12 protein-coding genes and 2 pseudogenes are annotated in these 16,382 nt (G+C 73.5%); 10 read left to right on the top strand and 4 right to left on the bottom strand.

The window, feature by feature from the left end; genetic code table 11:
• Positions 1-341 precede the first annotated feature (341 nt).
• Complete coding sequence (locus tag ACFUUZ_RS08975) at positions 342-1,205, top strand: ComEA family DNA-binding protein (protein WP_378694080.1); 864 nt, start codon at positions 342-344, stop codon at positions 1,203-1,205.
• Between the two features lie 281 nt (positions 1,206-1,486).
• Positions 1,487-2,746: pseudogene (locus tag ACFUUZ_RS08970) on the top strand (ComEC/Rec2 family competence protein); the annotation flags it as partial.
• A gap of 81 nt (positions 2,747-2,827) precedes the next feature.
• Here ACFUUZ_RS08970 and ACFUUZ_RS08965 read toward each other — a convergent pair.
• Positions 2,828-2,944 (bottom strand): annotated as a pseudogene (locus tag ACFUUZ_RS08965) (hypothetical protein); the annotation flags it as partial.
• Positions 2,945-3,124: 180 nt separating this feature from the next.
• Between ACFUUZ_RS08965 and holA the strand changes: the two are divergent.
• Entirely contained in the window at positions 3,125-4,096 is a 972-nt protein-coding gene (holA, locus tag ACFUUZ_RS08960; protein ID WP_378694079.1) for a DNA polymerase III subunit delta, read from the top strand.
• Between the two features lie 284 nt (positions 4,097-4,380).
• Here the strand turns inward: holA and ACFUUZ_RS08955 are convergent, their stop codons facing one another.
• Together ACFUUZ_RS08955 and rpsT are read right to left on the bottom strand one after the other, a co-directional pair.
• Complete coding sequence (locus tag ACFUUZ_RS08955; RefSeq protein ID WP_378694077.1) at positions 4,381-4,629, bottom strand: hypothetical protein; 249 nt, start codon at positions 4,627-4,629, stop codon at positions 4,381-4,383.
• A 163-nt stretch (positions 4,630-4,792) separates the two neighbouring features.
• Entirely contained in the window at positions 4,793-5,053 is a 261-nt protein-coding gene (gene rpsT / locus ACFUUZ_RS08950) for a 30S ribosomal protein S20 (protein ID WP_378694076.1), read from the bottom strand.
• Positions 5,054-5,270: 217 nt separating this feature from the next.
• Here rpsT and ACFUUZ_RS08945 point away from each other — a divergent pair, with 217 nt between their 5' ends.
• From ACFUUZ_RS08945 to ACFUUZ_RS08930, 4 genes are all read left to right on the top strand, one after another.
• On the top strand, positions 5,271-6,905 hold the full coding sequence (locus ACFUUZ_RS08945; protein WP_378694074.1) for a circularly permuted type 2 ATP-grasp protein: 1,635 nt from the start codon (positions 5,271-5,273) through the stop codon (positions 6,903-6,905).
• Positions 6,905-7,867: an alpha-E domain-containing protein gene (locus ACFUUZ_RS08940; RefSeq protein ID WP_378694072.1), complete on the top strand. Its 963-nt coding sequence runs from the start codon at positions 6,905-6,907 to the stop codon at positions 7,865-7,867. The genes ACFUUZ_RS08945 and ACFUUZ_RS08940 overlap by 1 nt, the downstream gene beginning before the upstream one ends.
• Positions 7,864-8,706 (top strand): transglutaminase domain-containing protein, encoded by an 843-nt coding sequence (locus tag ACFUUZ_RS08935; RefSeq protein WP_378694070.1) that lies wholly within the window; start codon positions 7,864-7,866, stop codon positions 8,704-8,706. The genes ACFUUZ_RS08940 and ACFUUZ_RS08935 overlap by 4 nt, the downstream gene beginning before the upstream one ends.
• Positions 8,707-8,771: 65 nt before the next feature.
• Positions 8,772-9,560 carry an aquaporin gene (locus ACFUUZ_RS08930; RefSeq protein ID WP_378694068.1) on the top strand — a complete coding sequence of 263 codons (789 nt, stop codon included), beginning with the start codon at positions 8,772-8,774 and terminating at the stop codon, positions 9,558-9,560.
• Between the two features lie 11 nt (positions 9,561-9,571).
• Here the strand turns inward: ACFUUZ_RS08930 and ACFUUZ_RS08925 are convergent, their stop codons facing one another.
• Complete coding sequence (locus ACFUUZ_RS08925) at positions 9,572-10,123, bottom strand: type II toxin-antitoxin system PemK/MazF family toxin (RefSeq protein ID WP_378694067.1); 552 nt, start codon at positions 10,121-10,123, stop codon at positions 9,572-9,574.
• Positions 10,124-10,174: 51 nt separating this feature from the next.
• Between ACFUUZ_RS08925 and lepA the strand changes: the two genes are divergently transcribed.
• The 3 genes from lepA (at position 10,175) to ACFUUZ_RS08910 (ending at position 16,374) form a co-directional block, all read left to right on the top strand.
• A complete protein-coding gene (gene lepA, locus ACFUUZ_RS08920) occupies positions 10,175-12,064 on the top strand; it encodes a translation elongation factor 4 (RefSeq protein WP_378694065.1) in 1,890 nt (629 codons plus the stop codon).
• A 202-nt stretch (positions 12,065-12,266) separates the two neighbouring features.
• Entirely contained in the window at positions 12,267-14,450 is a 2,184-nt protein-coding gene (locus ACFUUZ_RS08915) for a hypothetical protein (protein WP_378694063.1), read from the top strand.
• 118 nt (positions 14,451-14,568) lie between these two features.
• Entirely contained in the window at positions 14,569-16,374 is a 1,806-nt protein-coding gene (locus ACFUUZ_RS08910) for a dynamin family protein (protein ID WP_378694061.1), read from the top strand.
• Positions 16,375-16,382 lie beyond the last annotated feature (8 nt).

The following is a 16,382-nucleotide window of genomic DNA, read 5'->3' as shown; positions in this document are numbered from 1 at the left end:
TCGAGGGGGTTGTGCCCTGCCCGCGCCTGCCACGCCGAGTTGTCCCCAGCTCCGCGGATATCCACAGGGGAACGGAATCCGCAGGTCGCCGCCGGAGGGGGAGCGGCGTCCCGACCTAGCGTCGGCCCCATGTCACGACACGAGGAGCACGACCGCATCCGCAGGCGCCTCGGCGTCCTCACCGCCGCCCGCGACGAACCGGCGGCAACCGGCCCCCTCCGGGCTCCACTGCCGACGGATCCGCCGGGCGCACAGCCCGCGGTCGCCGACCCCCGCTGGGCCGCCAAGACCGAGCAGCTCGACGCCAGGCGCAGGCTCCGCCGCTGGCGCGAGACCGACCCGTGGCCCGGCGACCGCGCCGCCGATCCCGAGGACGACGAGCCCGGCGGGGAACACCCGCACGGCAGTCGCCGCGCCCGCTGGGGCGAACCGGGGCCACCGGCCCCGACGCCATCGGCGAACCCGACTGGCTGCACGACCGAGCCCGCCCGCCGCGCTGGTACGAACGCCTGCTGCCCACCCACTTCGCCGCGGCCCGAACCGCCGTCACCCGACGCGCGGCGGCGGCACTCGCCCTGGTCGGCCTGCTGGCCGTGGTGATCTCCGCGTACGCCGTGTGGCGCGATCGCCCGGTGATCAGCCAGGTGGCGCCGGTACCGGCGGTGCGCATGGCGGCGGCGCCGAGCAGCGCGGGCCCCGACCCCGCCCGCAGCGATGTCGCCCCCGCGCACGAGACCCCAGGCGAGCTGGTGGTGAGCGTCGTCGGCCTGGTGCACCACGGCGGCCTGCTGCGGCTCGCGCCCGGCGCCAGGATCGCCGACGCGCTCGCCGCGGCGGGCGGCGCGCTGCCCGGCGCCGACCTGCAGGGGCTCAACCTCGCACAGAAGGTCGCGGACGGCGACCAGATCCTGGTCGGCACCGCCGACCCGGCAGCCCCGCCGCGCACCAGCAGCACCGCGGGCACCGGCAGCGCGGCCCGCCCCGGCACCCAGGGCGCGGCCCCCGGCGCCGCGGCGAAGGTCGCCCTCAACACCGCCACCGAGGCGGAGCTCGACGCGCTGCCCGGCGTCGGCCCGGTCACCGCCCGCGCCATCGTGGCCTGGCGGAACAGCAACGGCAGGTTCAGCGACATCGAGCAGCTCGCCGACGTCGAGGGCATCGGCCCGGCGCGGCTGGCCCGGCTCCGCGAGCTGGTCACGCTGTGAGCGGGCAGCGCCCGCCGGGGGACCCGGTGACCACGCTCTCCGGCTACTGGCCGATCGTCCGGCCGGAGGAGCCGCCCGCCCCCGAGCCGCGGGCACTCGACGCCCGCCTGGTCCCGGCGGCCGTGCTCTGCTGGGCGGCGACGGTCGTCGCGATCACCGCGGGCTGGGTCGGCGGGCTGGTCCTCGCGGTCCTGCTCGTCGGCGCCGCCTGCGGACTCTGGATCTGGCTGCTGCGCGGCGGCGTGCGCCGCGCCGAGCGGTGGCGGTTCCTGGTCTGGGGGATGGTGGCCGCGCTCCTGCTCGGCACCGGCTTCGCGACCGCGGCCGCCTGGCGGGAGCAGCGGGTCGCCGCGCACCCGCTGCGCGCCCTGCCGGACCGGGCCTCGGTGCAGGTGTTCGCCGTGCCGACGGACGACCCGAAACCGGTGCGCGGCAGATCCTTCGGCGACCAGCGGCGCTGGGTGCTGCGCGCCGACCTGGTCGAGTACCGGCACGCGGGGCAGCGGGTGCGGGCGGGTGGGACGGTCACCATCCTGGCGGGCGGCGACGGGTGGGGCCGGATCACGCCGGGCGCGCTCCTCCGCTTCCAGGCCCGGCCGATGGCACCGCGGACCCGCGACCTCACCGTCGCCGTCCTGCGCGCGAATGCCCCGCCCGCGGTCCTGGAGCAGCCACCCTGGTGGCAGCGGGCAGCTGTGCCGGTCCGCAGCTCCCTGACCGAGGCGGCCCGGAGGGTACTCGGGCGCGACGCCGCGGGCGTGCTCCCCGCACTGGTGCTCGGCGACACCTCCGGGCTCACCGACGACGTGCGGGACGACTTCGCCACCGCGGGGCTGCAACACCTCTGCGTGGTCAGCGGCGCCAATGTCACCATCGTCCTGACTGCGGTGCTCGCGCTCTGCCGGGTCCTGACCCTCCCGCCCGCGGCCTGCGCCGCCACCGCCGCGCTGGCGCTGCTGCTCTTCGTGGTGATCGCCCGGCCCGATCCGAGCGTCCTGCGCGCCGCCGCCATGGGCTCGGTGACGGTGCTCGCCCTGCTGACCGGCAGGCGCAGGCAGGCGCTGCCCGCCCTGTGCGGCGCCGTGATCCTGCTCCTCGCGGTCTGGCCCGCGCTCGCGGTGAGCATCGGCTTCGCGCTCTCCGTCCTCGCCACCGCCGCCCTGATCCTCATCGCCCCCGGCTGGGCCGCCGCGCTCCGCGGCCACGGCTGGTGGCGGGCTCCCGCCGAGCTCGTGGCCGTCTCGGCCGCGGCCTTCGCGGTCACCGCACCGCTGGTCGTCGCCGCGACCGGCAAGCTGAGCCTCGTCGCCGTCCTCGCCAACGTCCTCGTGGCGCCGGTCATCGCCGTCATCACCGTGCTCGGTGCCCTCGCCGCCGCCGTGGCCTGGGCCTGGGCGCTTCCCGCCGAACTCCTGCTCCGCCCCGCCGCCCTCCCGCTCTGGTGGCTGCTCGAGGTCGCCGAGCACACCGCGCGAATACCCGGCGCCACCGTCGCCATACCCGGCGGGGCACTCACCGGAATCGTTCTCGCGGTACTACTTCTGGGCGTTCATCTCGGGCTCCACGCCAGGGCGGTGCGCAGAGGGGACCGGGCCGAGCCCGCGCCTCCGGCACGCCGGGGGTCACCCCGGCCGGCCACGCCCCCGCCGGCCACGCAACCGCCGGAACCGCAACCGCCGGAACCGCAACCGCCGGAATTGCGCCCGCCGGAATTGCGCCCGCCGGAATTGCGCCCGCCGGAATTGCGCCCGCCGGAATTGCGCCCGCCGGAATTGCGCCCGCCGGAATTGCCGAGCCCGCCGACGTCACCGTCGGTTCCGCCGTTCCCCGCGCGGTGAACCGTGATGTCTCCGCCGCACCGGGGCTCCGGCGAGCGGCGCCGGAAACCCGTGTCACCAGCGAACCGTAGGATCGACCGCGTGAGCGAGCAGGCGGCAGCGGTGCATCTGGTGCTCGGCGACGAGGAGCTGTTGATCGAGCGGGCGGTGGCTGCGGTCACCACCGAGGTCAGGGCCACCGCGCCGGACCCGGAGGCGGTGCCGGTGGAGCGGCGCCGCGCAGGCGAGGCCACCACCGCGGAGCTCGCGGAGATGCTGAGCCCCTCGCTGTTCGCCGAGGACCGGCTGATCATCCTGGAATCCGCCGCCGACGCGGGCAAGGAGGCGGTCACGCTCATCGGCGCGGCCGCCGCCGACCCGCCGCCGGGGGTGGTGCTCGTGGTCCTGCACTCCGGCGGCGGCCGAGCCAAGGCGCTCGCCGGCACCCTGCAGAAGGGCGGGGCGCGGGTGCACCACTGCGCCAAGCTCGTCAAGCAGGCGGAGAAGGTCGACTTCGTGCGCGGCGAGTTCCGTGCGGCGGGCGTCAGGGCGGGCGGCGACGTGGTGCAGGAGCTGCTGGACGCCGTCGGCTCCGACCTGCGCGAGCTGGCCGCCGCCTGCTCCCAGCTCGCCGCCGACACCGGCGGCAGGTTGGACGTGGCCGCGGTGCGCCGCTACTACTCCGGCCGCGCCGAGGTCAGCGGCTTCGACGTGGCCGAGCTCGCCGTGGTCGGCAACCGCGCCGCCGCCATGGAGGCGCTGCGCTGGGCCGACGACCGCGGCGTCCCGCACGTCCTGCTCGCCGATGCCCTCGCCGACTCGGTGCACACCATCGCCAAGGTCGGCTCCGCCGGGCGCGGCGACCCGATGCAGCTGGCGCAGCAGCTCGGCATGCCGCCGTGGAAGGTGAAGAAGGCCAAGGCGCAGGCCAGGGGGTGGAGCCCGGAGAAGATCGGCAGCGCCATGCAGGTCGTCGCCACCCTCAACGCCGACGTCAAGGGCGGCGCCGCCGACTCCGGCTACGCCCTCGAGCAAGCACTGGGTCGCATCTGCGACCTGCACGGCGACAACTGACCGGCCAGGTTTCGAGCCGCGTCCCTCGACCTGCCCGCAGCCGCTGTCCGCGGCGGGCCCGCGGCCGCTGAACCGCTTCTGTACGTCGACGACCCAGTCGTCACCTCGCGGGCGGCGGTGTGCAGGGATGCCGGGTTGCAGCCCGCGCCCTCCTCGGCCGCGACGGTGCCGCGGGCGCTGTCCGCGACGGGCCACGGCGGGCAGGGACGTCGGCCGGCAGGGACGTCGGGCGGCAATCCTAGCCGGCGCGGGAGTCCGAACCGCACCGGCCCGTCAGCGACGCCTCACTCCGCGGACGTGAGCACCAACCCCTCGTCCTCGACCTCGGACTCCTCGAACCGCCCGTCCCACTCGTCGTACGACGGCACCTCGTCGTCCCGGGTGACGATCCACTCCAGCGCCTCGCCGCCCTCGTCGTCGGGCACCAACACGTTTTCGATCTTGATCCCCAGCCCGAGCACCTCGGCGGCCCGGATCACCTCCGGCAGATCCTCGGCTCGGACCACGGTCTGATTCGCGTACACGGTCACCATGTGCCGAATCGTAGCCGGCGCGGCCGACAGCGCGTGGAACCCCGCGCGGGCGACCCACCGGCACCGGGACCGCCGCCGCACCGCCGGTGGACACGACAAAAGCCGCCGTGGTCGTCGAGGCCACGGCGGCGGCGTACTGCGGGCGCCGAGCGGCGCCGGGTGCTCAGATCTTGTTGAAGGCCAGGGCCAGCGCGGACTTCTTGTTCGCCGCCTGGTTGGCGTGGATGACGCCCTTGGAGGCAGCCTTGTCCAGCTTGCGGCTGGCGAAGCGCAGGCGCTCGGCCGCCACGTCCTTGTCGCCGGAGTCGGCGGCCTCCCGGAAGCTGCGGATCGCGGTGCGCAGCGCGGACTTCACCGACTGGTTGCGCAGCCGCGCCGCCTCGTTGGTGCGAATCCGCTTCATCTGGGACTTGATATTGGCCACGCCGGTATCCTCTGGTTCCTGTCGGTTAGGTGTGCTTCGAAAGCTCATGCGCATGCGGCGGTCGAACCGGAACGGCTCGGACCAGCAGGTAACGCTGCGCCGAAGGTCGAGGTTACCAGCAGGCCGCGCGCGGACGAAATCGCACCCCGATCGTTCGTAGCGCGAAATTAACCTGCGTCTCACGCGAACCGGACACGCGCGTTGCACCCTCGGAAAGATGTCCGCCACGCACCCCGCCACCACGACCGGTGTCTTCGACGGTTACGGCCCCGGCCGGTTCCGCGAGGCATTCGACGAGATGTTCGGCCCGGACGGCGCCGTGCGGCCACCCTACGCCGGGCTGTTCGCCGCGCTCGCCCCGATCCACGCCGACGAGCTGGCCGCGCGCTTCGAGGCGCTCGGTCGCGCCTTCGTCGACCAGGGCATCACCTTCTCGCACTCCGGCCAGGAGCGGCCGTTCCCGCTGGACCTGGTGCCGCGGCTGCTGGCCGACGCGGAGTGGTCCGAGCTCGCGGCCGGGATCAGGCAGCGGGTGCGGGCGCTGGAGCTCTTCCTCGCCGACGTCTACGGCGAGCGGCAGATCCTGCGCGACGGGGTGCTGCCGAAGCGGCTGGTCACCTCGTGCGCGCACTTCCACCGCGCCGCGGTCGGGGTGGCGCCGCCGAACGGGGTGCGCATCCACGTGGCCGGGATCGACGTCATCCGGGACGAGCGCGGCGGTTTCCGGGTGCTGGAGGACAACCTGCGCTCGCCCTCCGGCGTCTCCTACGTGATGGAGAACCGGCGCACGATGGCCAGGGTCTTCCCCGACCTGTTCCGCTCGCACCGGGTGCGGGCGGTCGGCGACTACCCGGCGCACCTGCTGCGCGCGCTGCGCGCCTCGGCCGCGCCGAACGAGGCCGACCCGACGGTCGTCGTGCTGACCCCCGGCGTGCACAACTCGGCCTACTTCGAGCACTCGCTGCTGGCCGGGCAGATGGGGGTGGAGCTGGTCGAGGGGCGCGACCTGTTCTGCCGCGACAACGTGGTCTACATGCGCACCACCGCGGGCGAGCGGCAGGTGGACGTGATCTACCGGCGCATCGACGACACCTTCCTCGACCCCATGCATTTCCGCCCGGACTCGGTGCTCGGCGTGGCGGGGGTGCTGAACGCGGCGCGCGCGGGCAATGTCGTGATCGCCAACGCGGTCGGCAACGGGGTCGGCGACGACAAGCTCGTCTACGCCTACCTGCCCACCATCATCGAGTACTACCTGCGCGAACAGCCGATCCTGCGCAATGTCGACACCTTCCGCTGCTGGCTGGAGGACGAGCGCACCGAGGTGCTCGACCGGCTGGACGAGCTGGTGATCAAGCCGGTGGAGGGCTCCGGCGGCTACGGCATCGTGATCGGCCCTGACGCCTCGCGCGCCGAGCTCGACGAGGTCGGGAAGAACATCAGGGCCGACCCGCGCGGCTGGATCGCACAGCCCGTCGTGCAGCTGTCGACGGTGCCGACCAAGGTCGGCGACGCCCTGGTGCCGCGCCACGTCGACCTGCGGCCGTTCGCGGTGAACGACGGCGAGCAGATCTGGGTGCTGCCCGGCGGGCTCACCCGGGTGGCGCTGCCGGAGGGGTCGCTGGTGGTGAACTCCAGCCAGGGCGGCGGCAGCAAGGACACCTGGGTGCTCTCCGCGCAGGCCGCCCCGGCCGACCGCGAACTCGGCGGCGGCGAGCTGGTCGCCGAGCCGCCGCAGTCGCCCGCCTTCGAGTCCGGCCGGGCGCTGAGCGCCGAGCAGGTCGGGCAGCAACAGCAGCAGCAACAGCAGGCGGCCCGCTCGGCCGGGCCCGGGACCGGAGGGAGCACCTGATGCTGGCCAGGAACGCGGAATCGCTCTACTGGATCGGCCGCTACGTTGAGCGCGCCGACGACACCGCCCGGATCCTCGACGTCGCGGTGCACCAGTTGCTGGAGGACGCCACCGTCGACCCGGACCGCACCTCGCGGCTGCTGCTCCGGGTGCTCGGGATCGAGCCGCCCGCCGGGGCGCTCGACGTCTGGTCGGTGACCGAGCTGGTGGCCTTCAGCGACGCGCACGGCGGCTCGATCGTGGACTCGGTCGGCAAGGCGCGGGAGAACGCCCGCGGCGCCCGCGAGGTGACCTCGGGGGAGATGTGGGAGTGCCTGAACGCCACGTACAACGGGCTGGCCGCCGCCGAGTCCGCGGCGCGCGGCCTCGGCCCGCACGAGTTCTTCCACTTCGTGCAGGACCGCGCGGCCATGTTCGCCGGGCTCTCCGACTCCACCATGAGCCGGGACGACGGCTACCGCTTCCTGCTGCTCGGCCGGGCCATCGAGCGGGTCGACATGACCGTGCGGCTGCTGCTCTCCCGGGCCGGTGACCGCACCTCGTCACCCGCCTGGGTGACGGTGCTGCGCTCGGCGGGGGCGCACGACACCTACCTGCGCACGCACCGCGGCGCGCTGGACGCCAACCGGGTGGCCGAGTTCATCCTGCTCGACCGGCTCTTCCCACGCTCGGTGTTCCACTCGGTGCAGGTCGCCGAGTCCTGCCTGGCCGAGCTGGACCAGCGGCCCAGCAGCCGGGTCGGGGCGCGGCACGAGGCGCAGCGGCTGCTCGGGCGGGCCCGCAGCGAGCTGGAGTTCCTGCCGCCGGGGGTGCTGCTGGAAGACCTGCAGACCCGGCTGCTCTCGCTGCAGCGCACCTGCCGCGAGGTGAGCGAGGCGGTGGCGCTGCAGTACTTCCACGCGGCGCCCTGGGTGGCCTGGACCGACCTGCAGGGCAGCCACGACCAGCGGGTGGAGCTGTGAGCTGGCGGACAAGGGTGGTGCACACCACCGACTACGTCTACGACACGCCGGTCACCCGGTCCTTCAACGAGGCCAGGCTGACCCCGCGCGGCGACCACAGGCAGAACGTGGTGCTGAACCGGGTGGAGACCGCCCCCGCCACCCGCTCCTACCGCTACACCGACTACTGGGGCACCACGGTGACCGCCTTCGACCTGCACGCCCCGCACACCGAGCTGCAGGTGATCGGCTCCTCGGTGGTGGAGACCGAGCCCTTCCCCGGCCCGGCCGACGAGTTGAGCTGGGAGGAGCTGCACACCGACGCGGTGGCCGACCGCTTCGACGAACTGCTCGCGCCGACGCCCTACGTCCCGCCCGACGCCGAGCTGCGCGAGCTGGCCGCGCAGCTCGCGCGCACCGGCTCGCCCGCCAAGGCGGTGGTGCGGGCGGCCGAGTGGGTGTACCGGGAGATGGACTACACCCCGGCCAGCACCTCGGTGCACACCTCCGCGGTGCAGGCCTTCGCCGAGCGCCGGGGCGTGTGCCAGGACTACGCGCACCTGACCCTGCTGCTGCTGCGCGCCATGCGGATTCCGAGCCGGTACGTCTCCGGGTACCTGCACCCGCAGCCGGGCGCCGAGATCGGGGCCACCGTCGAGGGGCAGTCGCACGCCTGGATCGAGGCGTGGACCGGCCAGTGGTGGGGGTACGACCCGACCAACGACATCGCGATCAACGAGCAGCACATCGCGGTCGGCGTCGGGCGGGACTACTCCGATGTGCCCCCGCTGAAGGGCATCTTCTCCGGCGGCGGCTCGACCGACATGCGCGTGGTGGTGGAGATCACCCGCCTCGCGTAGTAATTTCAGGACCGCTCGACCTCTCAGCAACTATGCAGTTTCCTTTGGAAGCACGAGGTGGCGGTATGTCTCCCACGGCGCAGGAAATCGTCGAAGAAGCGATCGAGCAGCGGCCGATTCCCGATGTGAAGAAGTGGGGTGCCGAGGCGTTCGGCACCTTCTTCCTGGTGATGGGCGGCGTCGGTACGGCGGTGCTGGCCGGTGACCGGGTCGGCGCGCTGGGGGTCGCGCTCGCCTTCGGGCTCTCCCTGCTCTTCCTGGTCTACGCGATCGGGCCGATCTCCGGGTGCCACGTGAACCCCGCGGTGACCCTCGGGCAACTACTGCTCGGCAGGCTCGGCGTGGTCAGCGCGGTGGGGTACTGGATCGCCCAGCTGATCGGCGGGCTGCTGGCCGGGCTGGTGCTCTTCGCGCTGGCCAAGAACCTGCCCAGCTACGACCGCGCGGTGGACGGCCTCGGCGCCAACGGCTGGGGCAGCCACAGCCCGTCGGCCACCACCGGCCCGCTCGGCATGGTGGTGATCGAGAACGGCTACGGCATGGCCGCGATGATCATCGTCGAGGTCATGCTGACCGCGCTGCTGGTCTTCGTGGTCCTCGCCTCCACCGACCAGATCTCCGACCTGCCGCTGGCGGGCATCTCGATCGGCTTCACGCTCGCGGTGATCCACCTGATCTCGATCCCGGTGGACAACACCTCGGTGAACCCGGCGCGCAGCATCGCGGTCGCCCCCTACCAGGACGGGGCGATGGGGCAGCTCTGGGCGTTCATCGTCTTCCCGCTGCTCGGCGGGGTGCTCGGCGCGCTGCTGTACGGGCTGCTCTTCGGCCGGGCGCGCGACGTCGTCTCCTGAGCGAACGGGGCTCAGTGCCAGCCGTACTCGGCGACCAACCGGTGCGCGACCAGGTCGAAGGTCTTGCGGGCGAGCACCGCGCCCTCCCGGCGGATCCCGGCCTCCGGCACGTCGAGCACCCGGTCCAGCCGGACCCAGCTGGGCCTGCCGTCGTGGTCCCAGTTGCCGCTGCCGATGCCGATCCAGTCGGAATCGTGCGCGCGGTCGGCGTTCGAGGAGAGCATGAGCCCGAGCAGGGTGCGCCGGTCCCGGCCGACCACCAGCACCGGGCGGTCCTTGCCGTTGCTCGGGTCCTCCTCGAAGGGCACCCAGGTCCAGACGATCTCGCCGGGGTCGGCGCGGCCGTCCAGCTGCGGGGCGTAGACGATCTGCCTGGCGCGCTCGGCGGTCGGCACCGGCACCGATGCGGTCGGCCGCACCGAGACGTTCCCGCGCTTGCTCCCGGTGAGCGAACCGAGCAGCCGCTCAGCGAGTTTCGGGCCCTGCTGCCGGACCAGCTTCGGCCCCTGCTGCTTCGCGATCGTGCCGAGCTGCTTGCCGATGGAGTTCCACGTGCGGGCCATGCGGGAAGAATAACGAACCGCTGACGGGGGCTCCACCGTGCTCGTGGGACGATGGAGCCCGTTCGCCGCAGACCAGAGCCGAGGAGTGGAGTGCCCGCCAGCTTCGCCGACACCACGTTCACCGATCCGTCCCGGATCCGGAACTTCTGCATCATCGCCCACATCGATCACGGCAAGTCGACGCTCGCCGATCGGATGCTGCAGCTCACCGGAGTGGTCGAGGAGCGGCAGATGCGCGCGCAGTACCTCGACCGGATGGACATCGAGCGCGAGCGCGGGATCACGATCAAGGCGCAGAACGTCCGGCTGCCGTGGCAGCTGGACGGCGACGACTACGTCATGCACCTGATCGACACCCCCGGGCACGTCGACTTCACCTACGAGGTCTCGCGCGCGCTCGAGGCCTGCGAGGGCGCGGTGCTGCTGGTGGACGCGGCGCAGGGCATCGAGGCGCAGACGCTGGCGAACCTGTACCTGGCGCTGGACAAGGACCTCACGGTCATCCCGGTGCTGAACAAGATCGACCTCCCGGCCGCCGACCCGGACCGCTACGCCGCCGAGATCGCGCACATCATCGGCTGCGAGCCGGGCGACGTGCTGCGGGTCTCCGGCAAGACCGGCGTCGGCGTCCCGGAGCTGCTGAACGAGGTGGTCCGGCAGGTGCCCGCGCCGCAGGGGCAGGCGGACGCCCCGGCGCGCGCCATGATCTTCGACTCGGTCTACGACACCTACCGCGGCGTCGTCACCTACGTGCGCGTGGTGGACGGCAAGCTGACCCCGCGCGAGAAGATCAAGATGATGTCGACCGGGGCCACGCACGAGCTGCTGGAGATCGGCATCGTCTCGCCGGAGCCGAAGCCGACCGCCGGGCTCGGCGTCGGCGAGGTCGGCTACCTGATCACCGGCGTGAAGGACGTGCGGCAGTCCAAGGTCGGCGACACCGTGACCGCCGCCCGCAACGGCGCCGCCGAGCCGCTCACCGGCTACCGCGAGCCGCGCCCGATGGTCTACTCCGGGCTCTACCCGGTGGACGGCTCTGACTACCCCGATCTGCGCGACGCGCTGGAGAAGCTGCAGCTCAACGATGCCGCGCTGACCTACGCCCCGGAGACATCGGTGGCGCTCGGCTTCGGCTTCCGCTGCGGCTTCCTCGGCCTGCTGCACATGGAGATCACCCGCGAGCGGCTGCAGCGCGAGTTCGACCTGGACCTGATCTCCACCGCGCCGAACGTGGTGTACCGGGTGGACATGGAGGACGGCGCCGAGCACGTGGTGACCAACCCCTCGTTCTGGCCGGAGGGCAAGGTGCGCTCGGTGTACGAGCCGGTGGTGAAGTGCACCATCATCTCGCCGAGCGAGTTCATCGGCTCGATCATGGAGCTGTGCCAGTCCCGCCGCGGCGAGCTCGGCGGCATGGACTACCTCTCCGAGACCAGGGTCGAGCTGCGCTACACGCTGCCCATGGCGGAGATCATCTTCGACTTCTTCGACTCGCTGAAGTCGCGCACCCGCGGGTACGCCAGCCTCGACTACGAGGAGTCGGGCGAGCAGGTCTCGGCGCTGGTCAAGGTGGACATCCTGCTGCAGGGCGAGGCGGTGGACGCGTTCAGCGCCATCGTGCACAAGGATGCCGCGCAGGGGTACGGCCACAAGATGACCACGAAGCTGCGCGAGCTCATCCCGCGCCAGCAGTTCGAGGTGCCGATCCAGGCCGCCATCGGCTCGAAGATCATCGCCCGCGAGAACATCCGCGCCATCCGCAAGGACGTGCTGGCCAAGTGCTACGGCGGCGACATCAGCCGCAAGCGCAAGCTGCTGGAGAAGCAGAAGGAAGGCAAGAAGCGGATGAAGACGATCGGCCGGGTGGAGGTGCCGCAGGAGGCCTTCGTGGCCGCGCTCTCCTCGGACGCCGCCGCGGACAAGCCGAAGGACAAGAAGTAGCGCCGAACCTCAGCTCCGCCGCGCCCCGCTGAAACGGGGCTTTCGCTCCCCTCCCGGCTTTGGCAAGGTAGGGGTGCTCACCACAACCGAGCGCTGCGAGCGGCGGAGAATATGACAGCTCCGGACCCGCCGAATAGGGTGGGGCCGACTCCGCGGGACGCCCGGTGTGGTGCGCCGCAGGAAATCGAGAGCTGGAGCTTCAATGACGCGTGATCTGCCCTTCGACGACGACGAGACGGGCGAGCGCGGGGACACCGCATACCGCGTGGCCAACGGCGTCGCGCGCACCGCGCGCGCGGGCGCCTACGTCACCGGCGGCGCGCTGGTGGCCGCCAACGGCGGCGGGGTGCCCGCCCAGCCCGGCTCCGAGCAGCACCTGGACAGCTGGAACGCGGGCTGGGCGCGCAGCAGCGACCCGGATCCCGACGTCCCGAGCCCGGTGCTGACCTTTCCGGACCCGGAACCGGCCGAGGTGGCGCCGCAGCGGGTCGCGCACCAGGACGCACCCGCGCCGCTGCCCGATGCCGACGCCACCGCGCCCGGGCTCCGCTTCGGCACGCCGCCCGGCAGCGACAGCATGGTCGCCGCCGTCCCGCCCGGCACCGGCTGGGCGGGCGCGACCACCCCGGGCCTCGAGTTGGGGCAGGCGCCCGGCGCCGGGCAGATCCCGCTGACCCCCGGCTGGGACTCCGCCGCGGTCGGGCCCGGAACCGGTTGGCCCGGCGCTGATTTCGCGGTGCCGGGCACCGGCCTGCCGCACTTCCAGGTACCGGACATGCCGAGCTGGTGGGAGGGGATCGGCGGCACGCCCGAGGACGAGGACCAGGCCGATGGCTTCGGCCTGCCCGCGCACGGCCTCGGCCAGGCCGGGCACGGATTCGGCACCGGCGACACCACCTTCACCGCGCCCGGCGCCGACCCGCTCGGGCTGACCCGGATGTCGGACACCGACCTCGGGGCCGCCGACGAGGCGGGCCACCACGAGCCCGGCACGCCGGGAACGGGTTTCGGCGGTGGGCTGTTCGACGGAATCGGCAGCGACCCGTTCGGCGTCTACCTCGGCGTCGAGGCGGGGCTGGAGATCGACACGCACTTCACCGTCGACTTCGGGCTCGGGCCGCAGGGCGCCTACCTGTACACCGACATGCGGGTGGAGGCCGCCGCGGGGGTCAGGGTCGAGGCCGCCGCGGGCACCGGCATCGGCGACCAGTTGGACCGCTTCGGCGAGTGGCTCGGCTCGACGCCGGGCGCCGGGCGGACGAATACCGACGGCGCGCTGCCGGGCGCGGGCGGGTCCGGGCTGAGCTCCGGGCTCGGCGGGTCAGGGGCGGGCGCGCCCGCGGGCCACGGTTTCGTGCCCGCACCCGCCCCGGTGCAGGCCGCCGCCGCGCCCGCGCCGCAGCCCGCACCGGTGGCGCCAGCCGCCGCGGTGCCGATCGCGGTCGCGCCCGCGGTGGCCGCGCCGCCGGTGGTGGCCGCGACCCCGCTGCAGACCACGATCCAGCCGGATGCCGCGAGCACGCCGATCGCCAATGTGCTCGCGCCGCCGCCGGGGCCGTCCCCGCTCACCGCGCCCGCCGCCGACCTCCCGCTGCTGTTCCCGCCGGTGGTGGCGCCGCCGTTCCGGCCGGAGCCGGGGACGACGGCACCCACCGATGTCACGTCGCCGCAGGGGGACACGACCGTTCCCGGCACCGGGCTGCCGACCACGGTCACCAGGACCACCGTCCAGGTGCCGTCCGCGGAGCCCGGCACCCCGACCACCCGGCCCGGCGCCGAGACCGGCGTCACCACCAAGCCCGCGCCGACCACGCTGCCCGACGTCACCGTCACCAGGACCCCGCCCACCGGCGACACCGACCCCACCCGGCCGAGCCAGGGCAGCACCGCCCCGAGCGCCGACCCCGGCACCCCGGGGACCTCGGCGCCCGCCGCGCCGACCACCCGCCCGGAGGCGCCGACCCGGCCGAGCACCGCGGAGCAGCCGGACCCCGTGCGCCCGAGCACCGGCGCCCCCGGCACCGGCAGCCCGACGGCGGGCGACAGCGGCGGGCCAGGCACCGGCACGGCGCCGACCGTCGACCTGCCAGCCACCTCGGCGCCCGCCGTGCCGACCGGGGTGCGGCCGCCCGCCGCGGATCAGCCCGGTACCGTTCCGACAGTGGACAATCCGGCCGTCCCGGCGCCGCCCAACCCGGCCACCCAGCCGAAGCCGAACGCACAGGGCATCGCGGACGACGGCAGCGGGCACTGGTGGCAGCTGCCCGCGCTGACCGAGCACCACCCGCACACGCTGGCGGCGAGCGAATTCGGCGGCGCGGGCGGGTTCGCCCACGGCGACCTGCTGCATCCGCTGCCCGGCGACCACGGCGGCGCGCTGCTGTAGCAGCCGGACCGAGCGGTTTCGTACCGCGCCGATGCGGCAGCCGGTCCGATGCACCACTATGGCTGGAAACATCGCGGCGCCGGTCGGCATCGCGACGATCGAGAGTGAGGAGATCGGCTTGTCTGTCGTAGCCGGGCTCGAGGCCGCGACGGCGAAGAATCCGGAGGTCATGGCGCCGCTCATCCGGATTCTCGAGGATCTCCGGGAGACGGCCCGGTTCGCCGGGCGCGAGGACCTGAACGGCCGCATCGGCATGGCGCTGGCCAAGCTCAGCGACCCGCGGGTGCGGCTGGTGGTGGTCGGCCGACCCAGGTCCGGGATGAGCACCGTGGTGAACAGCCTGATCGGGGCGCCGGTGAGCGGCACCGACGGCTCCGGCGTCCCGGTGATCGTCGAGTACGGGACGGAGCCCGCGGCGGTGCTGGTGAAGTCGAGCGCGCCCGGACGCACCGAGCGCACCCCGATCGACCCGCGCGGCGCCGCCGCGGCGCTGGCCGCCACCGACGGCGTGGTCCGGATCGAGTACACCGAGCCGAGCCCGTTCCTGGCCGACGGCATCGTCCTGATGGACGCGCCCGGCTCGACCGGGGACGACCACACCTCCTGGTCGATGATCGCCGCCGCCGACGCGGTGCTCTACGTGACCGACGCGGGCGCCGAGTTCGACGCCGAGCAGCTGGAGCAGCTGGACCGCATCCACCGGGTCTGCCCGACCGTCATCTGCGTGCTCACCAAGATCGACCAGTACCCGCACTGGTCCGCGGTGCAGCAGCGGAACCGGGACCTGCTCGACTCGGCCGGGCTCGGCCTCGCGGTCGCCCCGATCTCCGCGCAGCTGCACCTGGACGCGGTCGCCGATGGCGACTACCACCGCGACATCGAGTCCGGGCTGCCGCAGCTCGTCGACCACCTGCGCGACTTCGTGGTCAACCGCGCCGACGTGGTGGCCAGGGACGCCGCGATCGGCGACATCCGGTTGCTCGCCGGGCACCTGGAGAGCTCGCTGCGCACCGAGCAGGAGTCGCTGCGCGACCCGCGCAGGCGCGCCGAGATCACCCGGCGACTATCGCTGGCCAGGGACGAGGCCGACCAGCTCCGGCAGCGCACCGCCAACTGGCAGGTGACGCTGGTGGACGGCAGCACCGAGCTGATGGCCGATATCGAGCACGACCTGCGGCACCGGCTGCGCAGCCTGGTGCGCGACGCCGAGGCCGAGATCGCCGACACCGACCCGGCCAAGCGCTGGAAGGAGTTCGCCGCCGACCTGGACGCCAGGATCTGCGAGGCGGTCGAGGAGAACTTCGTGGTCGCGCACTACCGCTCGGTGGAGCTGTGCGAGCAGGTGGCGGGGAAGTTCCCGGCGCACCACCGCAAGCCGCCACTGCCCGACCTGCGGCTGGCCAACCCCGGCGAGGTGCTGGAGGAGGTGGCGCCGCTGGAGCCGCTGGAGAGCGGCAAGCCCGGCGTCACCCAGCAGTTCCTCTCCGCGCTGCGCGGCTCCTACGGCGGCATCCTGATGGTCGGCCTCGCCACCAGCCTGCTCGGCATGTCGCTGGTGAACTGGTACTCGGCCGGTGCAGGCGTGCTGCTCGGCGTGAACGCGCTCTGGGACGACCGCAAGGCGCGCAAGCTGCGCAGGCGCGCCGAGGCGAAGGTGGCGGTGGCGCGGCTCATGGACGACGTGGTGTTCCAGGTCGGCAAGGAGTCGCGGAACCGGCTGCGCGCGGTGCAGCGCGCGCTGCGCGACCACTTCACCGAGCTGGCCACCGAGGTGCTGCGCGGCGCCGACGAGGTGCTCCGGGTGGCCTCGGAGGCCGATGGCCGGTACGGCCACCGGCGCGCCGAGCGCCTCGCCGAGCTGGAGCGCCACCTGGACGAGCTGCGTGCCGTCCGCGGCCGGGCCGAGGCGCTCGCTCCGTACTGACCCCGGCC

The sequence above is a fragment of the Nocardia sp. NPDC057353 genome (assembly GCF_042667085.1).
Taxonomy (GTDB): domain Bacteria; phylum Actinomycetota; class Actinomycetes; order Mycobacteriales; family Mycobacteriaceae; genus Nocardia.
Note: the sequence above shows the minus strand (reverse complement) of the source record. Positions and strands in the feature narration are given on the sequence as shown.